12 protein-coding genes are annotated in these 15,457 nt (G+C 69.6%); 10 read left to right on the forward strand and 2 right to left on the reverse strand.

All coding sequences use genetic code 11. From position 1 onward, the window contains the following. Position 1 precedes the first annotated feature (1 nt). The 5 genes from rnc (at position 2) to acpS (ending at position 3,669) form a co-directional block, all read left to right on the forward strand. Positions 2 to 691, forward strand: coding sequence for a ribonuclease III (gene rnc / locus MYL53_RS01605; RefSeq protein WP_247851608.1), 690 nt, complete (start codon positions 2 to 4; stop codon positions 689 to 691). After that, complete coding sequence (era, locus tag MYL53_RS01610; protein ID WP_247851609.1) at positions 688 to 1,587, forward strand: GTPase Era; 900 nt, start codon at positions 688 to 690, stop codon at positions 1,585 to 1,587. The genes rnc and era overlap by 4 nt, the downstream gene beginning before the upstream one ends. A 96-nt stretch (positions 1,588 to 1,683) precedes the next feature. Then, entirely contained in the window at positions 1,684 to 2,388 is a 705-nt protein-coding gene (gene recO, locus MYL53_RS01615; RefSeq protein WP_247851610.1) for a DNA repair protein RecO, read from the forward strand. Between the two features lie 94 nt (positions 2,389 to 2,482). Further along, on the forward strand, positions 2,483 to 3,295 hold the full coding sequence (pdxJ, locus tag MYL53_RS01620) for a pyridoxine 5'-phosphate synthase (RefSeq protein ID WP_247851611.1): 813 nt from the start codon (positions 2,483 to 2,485) through the stop codon (positions 3,293 to 3,295). Further along, positions 3,292 to 3,669, forward strand: coding sequence for a holo-ACP synthase (gene acpS / locus MYL53_RS01625; protein WP_247851612.1), 378 nt, complete (start codon positions 3,292 to 3,294; stop codon positions 3,667 to 3,669). The genes pdxJ and acpS overlap by 4 nt, the downstream gene beginning before the upstream one ends. A 6-nt stretch (positions 3,670 to 3,675) precedes the next feature. Here acpS and MYL53_RS01630 read toward each other — a convergent pair whose 3' ends face one another. Then, entirely contained in the window at positions 3,676 to 6,378 is a 2,703-nt protein-coding gene (locus MYL53_RS01630) for a hybrid sensor histidine kinase/response regulator (RefSeq protein WP_247851613.1), read from the reverse strand. Positions 6,379 to 6,497: 119 nt separating this feature from the next. Between MYL53_RS01630 and cysM the strand changes: the two genes are divergently transcribed. From cysM to ppc, 5 genes are read left to right on the forward strand one after another with little or no spacing between them, the layout of a single operon-like run. After that, positions 6,498 to 7,394, forward strand: a complete 897-nt coding sequence (gene cysM / locus MYL53_RS01635) for a cysteine synthase CysM (RefSeq protein WP_247851614.1) — start codon at positions 6,498 to 6,500, stop codon at positions 7,392 to 7,394. 1 nt (position 7,395) lies between these two features. After that, complete coding sequence (locus MYL53_RS01640; RefSeq protein ID WP_247851615.1) at positions 7,396 to 8,829, forward strand: methyltransferase domain-containing protein; 1,434 nt, start codon at positions 7,396 to 7,398, stop codon at positions 8,827 to 8,829. After that, on the forward strand, positions 8,822 to 11,104 hold the full coding sequence (gene relA / locus MYL53_RS01645; protein WP_247851616.1) for a GTP diphosphokinase: 2,283 nt from the start codon (positions 8,822 to 8,824) through the stop codon (positions 11,102 to 11,104). The genes MYL53_RS01640 and relA overlap by 8 nt, the downstream gene beginning before the upstream one ends. After that, entirely contained in the window at positions 11,101 to 11,991 is an 891-nt protein-coding gene (gene mazG / locus MYL53_RS01650; RefSeq protein ID WP_247851617.1) for a nucleoside triphosphate pyrophosphohydrolase, read from the forward strand. Before relA ends, mazG begins: the two co-directional genes overlap by 4 nt. 14 nt (positions 11,992 to 12,005) lie before the next feature. Further along, positions 12,006 to 14,654 carry a phosphoenolpyruvate carboxylase gene (gene ppc / locus MYL53_RS01655; protein ID WP_247851618.1) on the forward strand — a complete coding sequence of 883 codons (2,649 nt, stop codon included), beginning with the start codon at positions 12,006 to 12,008 and terminating at the stop codon, positions 14,652 to 14,654. Between the two features lie 177 nt (positions 14,655 to 14,831). Here ppc and MYL53_RS01660 read toward each other — a convergent pair whose 3' ends face one another. Then, positions 14,832 to 15,416, reverse strand: a complete 585-nt coding sequence (locus MYL53_RS01660) for a hypothetical protein (protein WP_247851619.1) — start codon at positions 15,414 to 15,416, stop codon at positions 14,832 to 14,834. Positions 15,417 to 15,457 lie beyond the last annotated feature (41 nt).

Raw genomic sequence — 15,457 nt, forward strand, 5'->3', positions numbered from 1 at the left:
CGTGAGCAATTCCCTGACCCAATTCAGCCGTCGCATCGGCCATGACTTCGCGCAGCCCGACCTGCTCGAGCTGGCCCTGACCCACCGCAGCTACGGCGGCCGTAACAACGAGCGCCTGGAGTTCCTCGGCGACTCCATCGTCAACTTCGTCATCGCCGAGGACCTCTTCCAGCGCTTCCCGCAGGCGCGGGAAGGGCAGCTGTCGCGCCTGCGCGCGCGCCTGGTCAAGGGCCAGACCCTGGCCGAGCTGGCCCGCGAGATGGAGTTCGGCGGCCACCTGCTGCTGGGCTCCGGCGAGATGAAGAGCGGCGGCCATCGTCGCGACTCGATCCTCGCCGATGCGGTCGAGGCGGTGATCGGCGCCATCTATCTGGATGCCGGCATGGAGACCGCCCGGGCCCGCGTGCTGGCCTGGTACGCCGAGCGACTGGAGGCCATCAACCTGCAGGACACTCAGAAGGATCCCAAGACCCGGCTGCAGGAGTTCCTGCAGTCGCGTCAGTCGGCGCTGCCGCGCTACGAGGTGATCTCGGTGGAAGGCGAGGCCCACGCCCAGACCTTTACCGTGGAGTGTCACATCGAGATGCTCGAGGAACACACCCGCGGCGTCGGTTCGAGCCGGCGTCATGCCGAACAGCAGGCCGCCGAGAAGGCGCTGTCTCGCATCGAAGGCCATGGAGGTCGCTCATGACCCAACGCTGTGGCTTCGTGGCCATCGTCGGTCGTCCCAACGTCGGCAAGTCGACGCTGATGAACCGTATTCTCGGCCAGAAGATCTCCATCACCTCGCGGCGTCCGCAGACCACGCGCCATCAGGTGATGGGCATCAAGACCGAGGGTGACGATCAGTTCATCTACGTCGATACCCCGGGCATTCACATCCTCGAGAAGGATCGCGACAAGGCCATCAACCGCTTCATGAACCAGGCCGCCACCCAGGCCCTGCGCGACGTGGACTGCGTGGTCTTCATCATCGACCGTACCCGCTGGACCGCCGAGGACCAGGTAGTGCTCGATCGCCTGGCCAAGGTCGAGGTACCGGTGATCCTGGCGGTCAACAAGGTCGACCGACTTCAGGACAAGAAGGAGCTGCTGCCCTGGCTGGAATCGCTCGGCGCGCGGCGCGACTTCGCCGCCATCGTGCCGATCGCGGCCAAGCACGGCACCCACGTGGAGGCGCTCGAGGCCGAGGTCGCCAAGCATCTGCCCGAGAGCATCCACTACTTCCCCGAGGACCAGGTCACCGACAAGAGCCAGCGCTTCCTGGCCGCCGAGCTGGTGCGCGAGAAGGTCATGCGCCAGCTCGGCGACGAGCTGCCTTACCAGATGACCGTCGAGATCGAGGAATTTCGCGACGAGGGGCGCATCGTGCACATCAGCGCCCTGATCATGGTCGAGCGCCAGGGGCAGAAGAAGATCCTGATCGGCGAGCGCGGCGAGCGGATCAAGAAGATCGGCCGCGAGGCGCGCCTCGACATGGAGCGGGCGCTGGATGCCAAGGTCATGCTCAACCTCTGGGTCAAGGTCAAGAGCGGCTGGTCCGACGACGAGCGGGCCCTGAAGAGCCTGGGTTACGATCTGGATTGACCTCTCGGTGAGGGGATGAGAGTGAGGTGTGAGGAGAGCGATCGCGCCTTGTGTTTTTCCCCCTCACTCCTCACTTCCCACTCCTGACGCCAGACCATGACCCCCCAGCCGGCCTATCTGCTGCACAAGCGCCCCTACCGCGAGACCAGCGCCCTGGTCGAGCTGCTGACGCTCGATCACGGGCGCGTGCGGGCCGTGGCGCGGGGCGTGCAGCGCCCGGGCAGCCGCGCCCGGGCGACCCTGCAGCCCTTCGCGCCGCTGCACATCACCTGGAGCGGCCAGGGCGAGCTCAAGCGCCTGTCGCTGATGGAGAGTCGGGCGCCGGCGGCGATGCTGGCGGGCGAGGGGCTGCTTTGCGGCCTCTATGCCAACGAGCTGCTGACCCGGCTGCTGCCGGTAGAGCTGCCGGTGAGCGACGTCTTCGCCTTCTACGCCGCCGCTCTCGAGGCGCTGCCGCGCCCCGACGGTCGGGCCGGCGCGCTGCGTCGCCTGGAGCTGTCGCTGCTCGAGGCGTTGGACGCCGAGCCGCGCTTCTGCACGCCGGGCGGTCAGGCCCTCGATCCCCAGACCCGCTATCGCTTCGACGTCGATTCTCGCGCCTTCGTGGTCGCCGAGGCCGGCATCGACGGCCGCACGCTCAAGCTGCTGTCCGGTGGCGACTGGCGCGAGCCGGGCCTGGCCGGGGCAGCCAAGGCGGTGACCCGGGCGGCGCTGGCGCCGCTGCTGGGCAGCCGGCCGCTGCGCTCCCGCGAATGGATGCAGCAGCTGGTCGCACGCCGCCGAAGCGGCCAGGCGTCCTAGCCTCGCCCCTCGCCCCTCGCACCTCGCGTGCCCGTCCGCTTACCCTTATCCTTGTGGCCCTGTTTTCCTCGTATTCCGGACCTGGAGAGTTCCCATGCATCCTCCCCGCATCCTGCTCGGCGTCAACATTGACCATATCGCCACCCTGCGCCAGGCGCGCGGCACCCGCTATCCCGATCCCGTCCAGGCGGCGCTGCTGGCCGAGGAGGCCGGGGCCGACGGCATCACCGTTCATCTGCGCGAGGACCGTCGGCACATCCAGGAGCGTGACGTGCGGCTGCTGGCCGAGGTGCTCAACACGCGCATGAACCTGGAGATGGCGGTCACCGAGGCGATGCTGGCGCTGGCCGAGGAGATTCGCCCGGCCCACGTGTGCCTGGTGCCGGAGAAGCGCGAGGAACTGACCACCGAGGGCGGTCTGGACGTGGTCGGCGGCTTCGAGGCGATGGCCGAGGCCTGCCGTCGGCTCGCCGCGGCGGGCTCGGAGGTGTCGCTGTTCATCGATCCGGAGCCGGCGCAGATCGAGGCGGCGGCGAAGGCCGGGGCGCCGGTGATCGAGCTGCACACCGGGGCCTATGCCGAGGCCTCCGGCGCGGCCGCGGCCGCCGAGCATGCCCGCCTGGTGGCGGCCGCGGAGATGGCCGGCGAGCTGGGGCTGACGGTCAACGCCGGTCATGGCCTGCACTACCACAACGTCGAGGCCATCGCCGCCATCCCGGGACTGCACGAGCTCAACATCGGTCACGCCATCATCGCGCGCTCGCTGTTCGTCGGCCTCAAGGAGGCGGTGGCGGAGATGAAGCGCCTGGCGATCGCCGGCCAGGAGGCGGGCTTCGTGGCGGCCCTCGACGAGCACGACCACGAGCATGATCACGACCATCAGGCCGACGGCAGCTGCTGCGGATGATCCTGGGGATCGGCACCGATATCGCTCGGGTGGCGCGCTTCGAGGCCGCCCAGGCGCGCCACGGCGAGCGTTTCGCCCGGCGGGTGCTGGGCGACGACGAGTTGGCGAGCTATCGGCAGCGCGGCGAGCCGGCCGCCTTCCTGGCCAAGCGCTTCGCCGCCAAGGAGGCGTTCGTCAAGGCGCTGGGCACCGGGCTGCGTCACGGCATGCGCTGGACCGAGATTCAGGTGGTCAACGATGCCCTGGGGCGGCCGTCGCTGGCGCTGGCCGGGCGCGCCCGGGAGCTGGCCGAGGCCGAGGGCGTCAGGCATCTGCACCTGACGCTGTCGGACGAAGCGGCCTTCGCCGTGGCCTTCGTGGTGCTGGAAGCCTAGCGAGCGTCAGGCGCCGGAGGTCTGTATGCCGGTCGGTTGAGCCGCCTGCCAGTCGCGCAGCGCGGCCATGGCCGCGTAAAGGTCGGGCAGCAGCGGCGTGACTGCCTCCTGGCCACGAGAGCGCAGCCGGGTCTCGAGGGTTTCGGCCAGCAGCCCCAGGCGCGGCACGCCGCAGTAGCGGCAGGCGCCGTTAAGCGCGTGGATGGCGTCGAGTAGCGCCTCGGCGTCGTCATCGTCCATGGCCTGGCGGACCTGCGCCTCGCTGTCGTCCAGCGAGTCGATCAACTGACCCAGCAGCTTGCGCGCCAGGGCCTCTCGGCCGCCGGCCAGCTGGGTGCCGAGAGCCAGGTCCACCGAGGCCAGCTCGCTATCGGTGGCCGGGTCGGCCTCCGGCGCCTCGCCGGCTTCCTCCAGCGCCAGGCCGACCCCCAGATGGTGGCGCAGTAGGCTCGACAGCTGAGCGGTGTCCAGCGGCTTCTCGAGCACGCCGTCCATGCCGCTCTGCAGCAGCTGGCGTCGCTGCTCGCTCTGAACGTGGGCGGTCACGGCGATGATCGGCACATGGCGCCAGGGGCCGCCCAGCTCGCGCAGGGCGCGGGTCGTCTCCACGCCGTCCATGCCGCGCATGCGGATATCCATCAGCACCACGTCGAAGCGGGTCTCCTGAGCCAGGGCCAGGGCCTCCTCGCCGCTGGCGGCCAGGCCGACCTCGAGCTGCGGGCCGCTGATCAGCTCCTGCAGCAGCAGGCGGTTGGACTCGGTGTCATCCACCACCAGCAGACGCAGGGGCCCCCGCGGCGCGTCCGCCTGGCGTGCCGGCGGCTGATCGCGACGCACGCGGGTGAAGGCGCGGCTCACCGACTCCACCAGGGTGCGCCGCGACAGCGGCTTGCTCAGTATCTCGCCGCCGTAGGGCAGCGGCAGCGCCGGCAGGTCGGGCGGGCTGACGTTGACCAGCAGCATGGCCGGGCAGGCCAGGCGCTCCAGGCGCTGCTGCAGGGCCGTCTGCCCCGAGGGGGTGAGATCGGCATCGGTCAGTCCCAGCACCGCCAGTGAGGCGTCTTGGCCGAGCGCCTGGCGCTCGTCGATCACGCGCGCGGCCCAACGGCCCAGCAGATGGCGCAGCGCGGAGCGGGTCGGACCATGGGGTTCGTCCAGCACCACGCGCTTGCCGTCCAGCGCCATTTCGGGTTCGCGCTCTTCACCGGCGTCGGGCGGGCAGGCCAGCGGCAGGCTGAAGGCGAAGGTCGAGCCGTCGCCCGGCGTGCTCTCGACGCTGATCTCGCCGCCCATCTGCTCCACCAGCTGGCGGCTGATGGCCAGCCCCAGACCGGTGCCGCCGAACTCGCGCTGATGGCTGGCGTCGGCCTGGCGGAAGGCCTGGAACAGCCGGCGCTGGGCCTCGTCGCTCATGCCGATGCCGGTATCGCTGACCGCCACCCGCAGCACCACGTGGCCGCCGGCGCGCTGTTCGACCATCACCCGCACCACGACCTCGCCGCGTTCGGTGAACTTGACGGCGTTGCCGACCAGGTTGGTCATCACCTGACGGATGCGCAGCGGGTCGCCGCTCAGCGTCTCGGGCACGTCGTCGTAGACCAGGCCGAGCACCTGGATGCCCTTGGCCTGGGCCTGGGGCGCCTGCAGGCCGAGCACCTCGTCGACCAGTGCCACCATGTCGAGCTCGGTGTGCTCGAGCTCCAGGCGGCCGGCCTCGATCTTGGAGAAGTCGAGCACGTCGTTGACCAGCATCAGCAGGTTGTCGCAGGCGCGCTGCACGTGGTCGAGCCATTCGCGCTGGCGGGGGGCCATCTCGGTGCGGTGCAGCAGGCGGCAGAAGCCGATGATGCCGTTGAGCGGGGTGCGGATCTCATGGCTCATGTTGGCCAGGAACTCCGACTTGGCGCGGTTGGCCTCCAGGGCGCGTCGGTGGGCGAGGTCGAGCTCGATGTTCTGGACTTCGATGGTCTCCATCGACTCCTGCAGCTCGCCGGTGGCCTGCTCGATCTGCGATTGCAGATCTTCCCGCGCCGAGGCCAGGTGTTCGCCCATGGCGTTGAGGCGCTGGGCGAGGCGCGCCAGCTCAGCTTCCCTGGGCACCGCCAGCGGCGGCGGGGCGCTGCCGGCGGTCAGCCACTCCAGCATGCGCGTGGCGTTCTCCAGCGGTTGTGTCAGCCGCCGCCCCAGCCCGTAGGCCACCAGGAACAGCAGCAGGCCGACGATCAGCAGCAGCAGGCCGCCGCTGGCCAGGTGCCGGTAATAGGTCAGCGGCAGCACCGAGGCGTCGATGTCCATCACCAGCCGGGCGCCGGATGTGCCGGGCAGCGGCGCCAGCAGTTGCCAGTGCCGGCCGTCCTCGATCAGCGTCGTCGCCGACGCCGACGCCGACGCCGACGCCGACGGCGTCTGGGCCTGACGCAGCCGGCCGAGCTCCAGCCGCGGATCGCCATCGGCGTCGAGAATGCCCAGGGCGCGCACGTCCTTCAGGTCGAGCAGGCGGTCGGCGAGGGTCTTGAGCGCGGCCGCGTCGCCGTCCGCCAGCGCCTGTCCCAGGCTCGGTGCCAGCAGGTCGGCGGCCTGGGTCAGCTGCTCGCGCATCTGGTGCCGATGATGACGATCGTTCAGCTCCGTCACCGCCACCACCACCAGGGCGATCAGCACCAGGGGCAGGGCAAGGATGGCCAGCATCAGGCGGGTCTTCAATGACATCGGGAGGGCTCGTCGGCTGGGGTGTCGTGGCCCAGTATGCCACAGCCGGGCAGGATGCCTGTCCAGTGTCGGTGCCCGAGGATATAATGCCGAAAAGACGTTTCCAGAAGGACGGTTGCATGCATTTCCCCACCCTGGAGGAGACCATCGGCCACACGCCGCTGGTCCGCCTGAAGCGCATCACGGCAGGGCGCAACAACACCCTGCTTGCCAAGCTCGAGGGCAACAATCCGGCCGGGTCGGTCAAGGACCGTCCGGCGCTGTCGATGCTCCAGCAGGCCGAGGCGCGTGGCACCATCGCTCCGGGCGACACCCTGGTCGAGGCGACCTCGGGCAACACCGGCATCGCCCTGGCCATGGCCGCGGCGATCAAGGGTTATCGACTGATCCTGATCATGCCGGAGAATGCCTCCAGCGAGCGCAAGCAGGCCATGGCGGCCTACGGCGCCGAGCTGATCGAGGTCAGCCGCGAGGGCGGCATGGAGGCCGCGCGTGATCTGGCCGACACCATGATCGCCCGCGGAGAGGGCAAGCCGCTCGACCAGTTCGCCAATCCCGACAACCCCCTGGCGCACTACCGCGGTACTGGCCCCGAGCTGTGGGAACAGACCGGCGGCACCATCACCCACTTCGTCAGCTCCATGGGCACCACCGGCACCATCATGGGCGTCTCGCGCTACCTCAAGGAGCGCAATCCCGCAGTGCAGATCGTCGGCCTGCAGCCGGAAGACGGCGCCAGCATCGCCGGCATCCGCCGCTGGCCGGAGGCCTATCTGCCGGGCATCTTCGAGCCCGCCCGCGTCGACCGGGTGCTGGATATCGGCCAGACCGAGGCCGAGGACCACATGCGTCGCCTGGCCCGGGAGGAGGGCATCCTGGCCGGCGTCTCGTCCGGCGGGGCGCTCGCCGGCGCACTGCGCGTTGCCGAGGAGGTCGAGAACGCGGTGATCGTGTTCATCGTCTGCGACCGCGGCGACCGCTATCTGTCCACCGGCCTGTTCGCCCCGGAGTCCTGAGGTGGGTCTTGGACAGCGACGCCCCGCGCGCAAGAGCTCTGGCGTCTCGGGGCTGCAGACGGCGAAGCGCGGCAAGAAGGGCGCCCGTGGCGACGGCGATTCGTCCTCCCTCCTGACCATCGACGGCCTGGCCCACGATGGCCGCGGCGTGGGGCGCCAGGCCGACGGCAAGACGGCGTTCGTCGACGGCGCGCTGCCGGGCGAGCGGATCGAGATCGCCGTGCATCGCACCCGCCAGCGCTTCGACGAGGCCCACTTGCGCGAGGTGGTCGAGGCCTCGCCCGAGCGCGTCACGCCGCCCTGCGCCCACTACGGCACCTGCGGCGGCTGTGACCTGCAGCACCTGAGCCTGGAGGGACAGCGTCGCCACAAGCAGGTGGTGCTGCGCGAGCTGCTGGCCCGCCAGGGCATCGCCCCGGACGGCGAGCCCGAGCTGCTGGCGGCGGCCGGCGAGGGCTATCGGCGCCGGGCGCGGCTCGGCGTCAAGGTCGACGCCGACGGCGGAGTGCACCTGGGCTTCCGCGCGCGCCACAGTCACCGGCTGGTGGACCTCGACGACTGCCCCATTCTGGTGCCGGCACTGGCGGCCCTGCTGACGCCGCTGCACCGGCATCTGGCCGAACTGGAGGCGCCGCGTCAGGTCGGCCATCTGGAGCTGTCGGCGAGCGACGCCGGCGTGACCCTGGTGGTGCGCCAGCTGCGCGCGCACGACGCCGACACGCAGCGCTGGCGCGAGTTCGCTCTGGCCCGGGGCTTGCATCTGGCACGCTGGGTGGGGCGCGAGTCGCCGAGCTTCGAGTGGCTCACGCCGGCGCCCGATCTGTACGCCCAGCTGGCGGTCGGCGAACGCTCGCTGACGCTCGGCTTCGCGCCCGGCGATTTCCTGCAGGCCAACGAGGCGGTCAATCAGCGCATGGTGAGCGAGGCTCTGGCGTGGCTCTCGCCGCTGGCGCCCGGGGAGCGAGTGCTCGACCTGTTCGCCGGGGTCGGCAACTTCAGCCTGCCGCTGGCGGCCCTGGGCGCCGAGGTGACCGCGGTGGAGGGCAGCCCGGCGATGGTCGAGCGGCTGGCCGACAACGCCCGGCGCAATGCGCTCGAGGTGACGGCGCGCCAGGCCGACCTCAATCGCGCCGAGGCCGTGGGCGCGCTGTTCGACGCGCCCGGCCCTCACAGCGTGTTGCTCGATCCGCCCCGCGACGGCGCCGAGGCGGTATGCCGGGCGCTGGCCGAACGGCCGGTGCCGCGGGTGCTCTACGTGTCCTGCGACCCGGCGACGCTGGCACGGGATGCCGCTCACCTGGTCCAGGCGGGCTACGTCATCCGGCGATGGGCGGTGGCCGACATGTTCACCCACACCGCCCATCTCGAATCCATGCTGTTGCTCGAGCACCCGGACGCCGGGCAGCAGGGCGAAGGAGCGTCAAGCGATGGTTAAAGTGCGGGAAGATCAGCCCCTGACCGAGCGGGGGGCGGTCGACATCCCACGCTGGGTCGAGCGCCTCCAGGAGGACGTCAAGCTGCGCGACGCCGATGAGATGCGCGCGGCCTGCGAACTGGCCGAGCGCCTCGAGCAGGAGTCCGACCGGCCTCACAAGGCCTGGCTCAAGGACGGCTCGAGCTTTCGCATGGGCCTGGAGATGGCCGATATCCTCGGCGAGCTGCGCCTGGACCAGCCGGCCCTCGAGGCCGCGGTGCTGTATCGCGCGGTGCGCGAGGGGCTGCTCGACCTGGACGAGGTGGCCAAGCGCTTCGGGCATGAGGTTGCCGGGCTGATCGACGGCGTGCTGCAGATGGCCGCCATCAGCACCTCCCAGATGCCGAGCCACGGGCTGAGCCAGCACGACCAGCAGGACAACCTGCGCAAGATGCTGGTCAACATGATCGACGACGTGCGCGTGGCGCTGATCAAGATCGCCGAGCGCACCTGCGCGCTGCGCCAGGTGCGCGACGCGCCGCGCGAGAAGCGCCTGCAGGTGGCCCGCGAGGTGTTCGACATCTACGCGCCGCTGGCCCACCGTCTGGGCATCGGCCACCTCAAGTGGGAGCTGGAGGACCTCTCGTTCCGCTACCTGCACGAGGAAGACTACAAGACCATCGCCCGTCAGTTGGCCGAGAAGCGTCTCGACCGCAACCGCTACATCGAGGACGTGGTGGCGACCCTCGAGGGGCTGATGGAGGCCCAGGGCATCCATCAGTACCAGGTGGACGGCCGTGCCAAGCACATCTATTCGATCTGGCGGAAGATGAAGCGCAAGCACATCGACTTCTCCCAGGTCCACGACATCCGCGCGGTACGCATCCTGGTTCCCGAGATATCCGACTGTTACACCGTGCTCGGCATCGTCCACTCGCGCTGGCATCACGTGCCCCAGGAGTTCGACGACTACATCGCCAACCCCAAGAAGAACGGCTATCAGTCGCTGCATACCGCGGTGTTCGGCCCCGAGAGCAAGGTGCTGGAGATCCAGATTCGCACCTTCGCCATGCACGAGGAGGCCGAGCTCGGCGTGTGCGCCCACTGGCGCTACAAGGGCCATGACACCAACGCCCGCAGCGCCAGCTACGAGGACAAGATCGCCTGGCTGCGCCAGGTCCTCGAGTGGCAGGAGGAGGTCGGCGACTTCGCCGATATCCGCGAGGGGCTGTCCAGCGACGTGGCGCCGGATCGCATCTACGTCTTCACGCCCGACGGCCATGTGATCGACCTGCCGCGGGCGGCCACGCCGATCGACTTCGCCTACCGGGTGCATACCGAGGTCGGCCATCGCTGCCGCGGGGCCAAGGTCAACGGCCGCATCGTACCGCTGACCTACCGTCTCAGCACCGGCCAGCAGGTCGAGATCCTCACCGCCAGCAAGGGCGGGCCGAGCCGCGACTGGCTCAATCCCAGCCTCGGCTATGTGTGCACCTCTCGGGCCCGGGCCAAGATCCAGTCCTGGTTCAAGCACCAGGCCCGCGACCGCAATCTCGAGGAGGGCCGCGCCCTGTTCGAGCGCGAGATGAAGCGCCTCGACGTCGGCGACATGGACCTCACCCGGCTGGCCAACCAGGTCAACTACGCCAGCCCCGACGACATGTACGCCGCGCTCGGCGCCGGCGATCTGCGCATCGGCCAGGTGCTGCACCAGGCTCAGCAGCTGTTCGGCGAGAGCGACGATCAGGAGCAGCTCGACAAGCTGCTGGCCAAGCCACGCAAGGGCGGCGACAAGGCCGCCGGCGACGGCATCACGGTGCTCGGGGTCGGCAATCTCAAGACCAGCATGGCCAACTGCTGCCACCCGGTGCCCGGCGAGTCGATCGTCGGCTTCATCACCCAGGGGCGCGGCGTCACGATACACCGAGAGGACTGTCCCAACATTCTGCAGCTGCGCCTCGACGAGCCGCAGCGGGTGATCGAGGTGGAGTGGGGCGAGCGGGCCCGCACCCAGTATCCGGTCAACATCGAGATCCAGGCCTGGGACCGCTCCGGCCTGCTGCGCGACGTCACCGCCGTGCTCAGCCACGAGAAGGTCAACGTGCTGTCGGTGAACACTCTCACCGACACCGACGACGGCATCGCGCGGATGCAGATCACTCTGGAGGTGGATGGCCTGGAAACCCTGGGGCGGCTGTTCTCGCGCATCCAGCAGCTGTCCAACGTCATCGAGGTGCGCCGTCTGCGCAGCGGCGGCAAGAGCAAGAAGGGCAAGAAACAGGGCAGGGGCCAATGACCGAGCGCCGCTTCGATCTCGATGACCTGCTGACGTTGATGGCGGTGCTGCGCGACCCCGCGCAGGGCTGCCCCTGGGACGTCAAGCAGGACTGGGACAGCATCGTGCCCCACACCCTGGAAGAGGCCTACGAGGTGGCCGATGCCATCGAACGCCGCGCCTTCGACGAGCTGCCCGGGGAGCTGGGCGACCTACTTTTTCAGGTCGTGTACTATAGCCAGTTCGGCGTCGAGGAGGGCCGCTTCGATTTTCACGACGTGGTTCACGTCCTCACCGCCAAGATGTTGCACCGTCATCCCCATGTCTTTCCTGACGGCACCCTGGCCTCGCGCCGCGAGGGCGTGAGTGCCGCCGAGGTCGAGACCCGTCAGGTGCATTCCCGCTGGGAGTCGCTCAAGGCCGAGGAGCGCGACGCCCGCGCCTCGCAGGCCAGCACGGCCTCGGTGCTGGATGACGTGCCGCGCAATCTGCCGGCGCTGTCCCGCGCCGCCAAGCTCTCCAAGCGTGCCGCCCGGGTCGGCTTCGACTGGCCCGATACCCGCGGCGTGATCGCCAAACTGCGAGAGGAGCTCGCCGAGGTCGAGGAAGCGCTGGCCGAGGGCGATCGTGACCACGCCAGGGAAGAGGTCGGCGACCTGCTGTTCGCCGCCGTCAACCTGGCCCGCACCCTGGATGCCGACCCGGAGCGCTGCCTGCGCGGCACCAACGACAAGTTCGAGCGCCGCTTCCGCCATGTGGAAGCGACCCTCCGCGAGGAGGGGGTGCCGCTGACACAAGCGGGACTAGAGCGCATGGAACGCCACTGGCAGGCGGCCAAGCAGAAGGACGATCACCACAACAATCACAGCCACAAGCACAACAACATTCCCCCTACCACCAGCGAGTAAGGAGAAGACTGGACATGAGCCACGACCTGCACGAATCGTTGCGCGACAACGTCCGCATCCTGGGCGACAGCCTGGGACGCACCATCGCCGATGATCTCGGCAACGACTTCGTCGACCGCATCGAGACCATTCGCGGCCTCGCCAAGCAGGGTCGCCAGCGCGAGGCCGACAGCAACCGCCAGCTGATCGAGTACCTGCGTGGCCTGCCCGATAGCGACCTGCTGCCGGTGACCCGGGCCTTCAACCAGTTTCTCAATCTGGCCAACATGGCCGAGCAGCACTACCGCGCCCGCTTCCGCCGCGTCGAGGACTACAAGCCCGGCGCCCAGCCGGTGCTCGGCGAGCTGCTCGAGCGTGCACGCAGCGAGGGCCACACGCCGCGCAAGCTGGTCGAGGCGCTGGCCAACATGCGCGTCGAGCTGGTGCTGACCGCGCACCCCACTGAGGTCATCCGCCGTACCCTGATCCAGAAGTACGACGCCATCGATGAGTGCCTGACCATCATCGAGTCCTCCGCCGACTATCCCGAGCGTGCGGCCCGCGCCCACGGCCGGCTCGAGGAGCTGATCAGCCAGGCCTGGCACACCGACGAGATCCGCCATGAGCGACCGACGCCGGTCGACGAGGCCCGCTGGGGCTTCGCGGTGATCGAGAACTCGCTGTGGCAGGCGGTACCGGACTTCCACCGCGACCTGGACAACCTGCTGCTCGATACCGCCGGCGAGCGGTTGCCGCTGGACGCCGCGCCGATCCGCTTCGCCTCGTGGATGGGTGGCGACCGCGACGGCAACCCCAACGTCACCGCCAAGGTCACCCGCGAGGTGCTGCTGCTGGGCCGCTGGATGGCCGCCGATCTCTACTCGCGCGACCTCGAGCAGCTCAAGGCCGAGCTGTCGATGTGGAAGGCCAACAGCGCGCTCAAGGCCGAGGTGGGCGACGTCGCCGAGCCGTATCGCGAGCTGATCAAGCGCCTGCTGAGCAAGGTCGAGGCCACTCGCGACTGGGCCCAGGCCCAGCTCGATGGCGTCAACTACGACGGCGGGCCGATCATCGAGACCCGCGATCAGCTCTACGCGCCGCTGCTGGCCTGCTACCGCTCGCTGTGCGACGTGGGGCTCGACACCATCGCCAACGGCGTGCTGCTCGACACCCTGCGTCGGGTCTCGGTGTTCGGCGTCACCCTCACCAAGCTCGATCTGCGTCAGGAGTCCACCCGCCACGAGCAGGTATTCGAGGAGCTCACCGACAGCCTGGGGCTCGGCCACTATCGTGACTGGAGCGAGGAGCAGCGCCAGGAGTTCCTGCTCAACGAACTGGGCTCGCGGCGCCCGCTGATTCCGCGCCGATGGGAGTGCTCCGCCGAGACCCGCGAGGTGCTCGACACCTTCCGCGTGATCGGCTCCGAGCATATCGAGGCGCTGGGGACCTACATCATCTCCATGGCCGGTCAGCCCTCCGACGTGCTGGCGGTGGCGCTGCTGATGAAGGAAGTGGGCGGCGAAGGCACGCTGCCGATCGCGCCGCTGTTCGAGACCCTGGACGACCTCAATCGCGCCGGCGACGTCATCGACCGGCTGTTGGCGCTGCCGGGCTACCGTGAGCTGGCCGGGGATCGCCAGGAAGTGATGATCGGCTACTCGGATTCTGCCAAGGACGCCGGCCAGCTGGCCGCGGCCTGGGCCCAGTATCGCGCCCAGGAGACCCTGGTCGAGATCTGCCAGCGGCACAGGGTCGACCTGACGCTGTTCCACGGCCGTGGCGGCACCGTCGGTCGCGGCGGCGGCCCGGCCCACGCGGCGATCCTGTCCCAGCCGCCGGGCTCGGTGAACGGCAGCCTCAGGGTGACCGAGCAGGGCGAGATGATCCGCTTCAAGTTCGGCCAGCCCGACATCGCGCTGCGCTCCATGGAGATCTATGCCTGTGCGGTGCTCGAGGCCTCGCTGCTGCCGCCGCCGGCCCCCGAGCCGGCCTGGCGCGAGGAGATGGACCGCCTCGCCGACGTGGCTCATCAGGCCTACGTGGGCGTGGTGCGCGAGGATCCCGACTTCGTACCCTACTTCCGCTCGGTGACCCCGGAGACGGCGCTGGGCCGCCTGCCGCTGGGCTCGCGCCCGGCCAAGCGGCGTCAGGAGGGCGGCGTCGAGACCCTACGCGCCATCCCCTGGATCTTCGCCTGGACCCAGACGCGCCTGATGCTGCCGGCCTGGCTGGGCAGCGGCGAGGCCTTCGCCAAGCGGCTCGAGGAGCCCGGCGGGCTCGAGGTGCTGCGCGAGATGCGCGACCGCTGGCCGTTCTTCGGCACCTACCTCGACATGCTCGAGATGCTGCTGGCCAAGGCCGACGTCAGCATCGCCGCCTACTACGAGCAGCGCCTGGTCGACGAGCCGGCCCTGCAGGCCCTGGGCGAACGGCTGCGCGAGCGCTTCGGGCGCCTCAATGGCGCGGTGCTGCAGATCCTCGATCAGGACGAGCTGCTCGAGAGCACGCCGCTGATCCGCCAGGCGGTGGAGGTGCGCAATCCCTACATCGATCCGCTGCACGGCCTGCAGGCGGAGCTTCTGCAGCGTAACCGCGACGCCGACGGCGCGATCAGCGGGGATCTTTCCCGGGCGCTGATGGTGACCATGGCCGGCATCGCCGCCGGGCTGCGCAACACCGGCTAGGCCGGGCGTCGTCCGTTAGCCGTCGGTTCCAGGCGGCAAGAAAAACACCCCCGGGGGCAACCCCGGGGGTGTTTGCGATACAGGGGCGGATCATGCTGCCTCGCACCTCGCACCTCGCACCTCGCACCTCGCACCTCGCACCTCGCACCTCGCACCTCGCACCTCGCACCTCGCCCCTCAGAACGCCATCTGAATCGAGGCGGTGACCATATTGAGATGCTCGAGCGCCGGGTCGTCGACGCGCTCCACCTCCAGGCGGCTGACCCAGTCGTTGGCGAAGCCGAAGCGTGCGCCGAAGCCGTTGACCCGCGTCATGCCTCCCTCGGGGAGCTCGGGCGCGTGGCCGCCGGCCGCCTTGCCCTGCCAGCCGGCGAGACCCGACTTGGCATACAGCCCGAGCGCGCCGAAGCGTACACCGGCCAGCAGGCTGCCGCCGAGGCTGGTGGTGTCGAGCAGGGTGCTGCGGGTGGCGCCGGCAACCGGTACATCGTCGCTCTCGCGATAGCGCACCTCGGCGCCGAGATCGAAGCTCGGCAGGCCTCGGGGCGAGAAGCCGGCCGCCAGGCGGAAGCCCGAGGTCACGCCGTCGGGACTCTCGACATCGCCGCCCAGCAGGCGCATGCCGTTATCGAAGTGAGCGAGATCGATGGCGTCGCCGGCATAGGCGGGCTCGTCGGATCCCGCCAACGCGGGAGGGGCGCCGAGGGTGGGGAGCAGCAGCAGGGCGAACAGCGGAGGTCGCCAGGAGTCCGGGATCTTCATCGCTCAGGTCTGGAAAGGAGTAGCCCGTCGGGTGTCGTCAG

It is taken from the genome of Halomonas getboli (genome assembly GCF_023094245.1).
GTDB lineage: Bacteria > Pseudomonadota > Gammaproteobacteria > Pseudomonadales > Halomonadaceae > Halomonas > Halomonas getboli.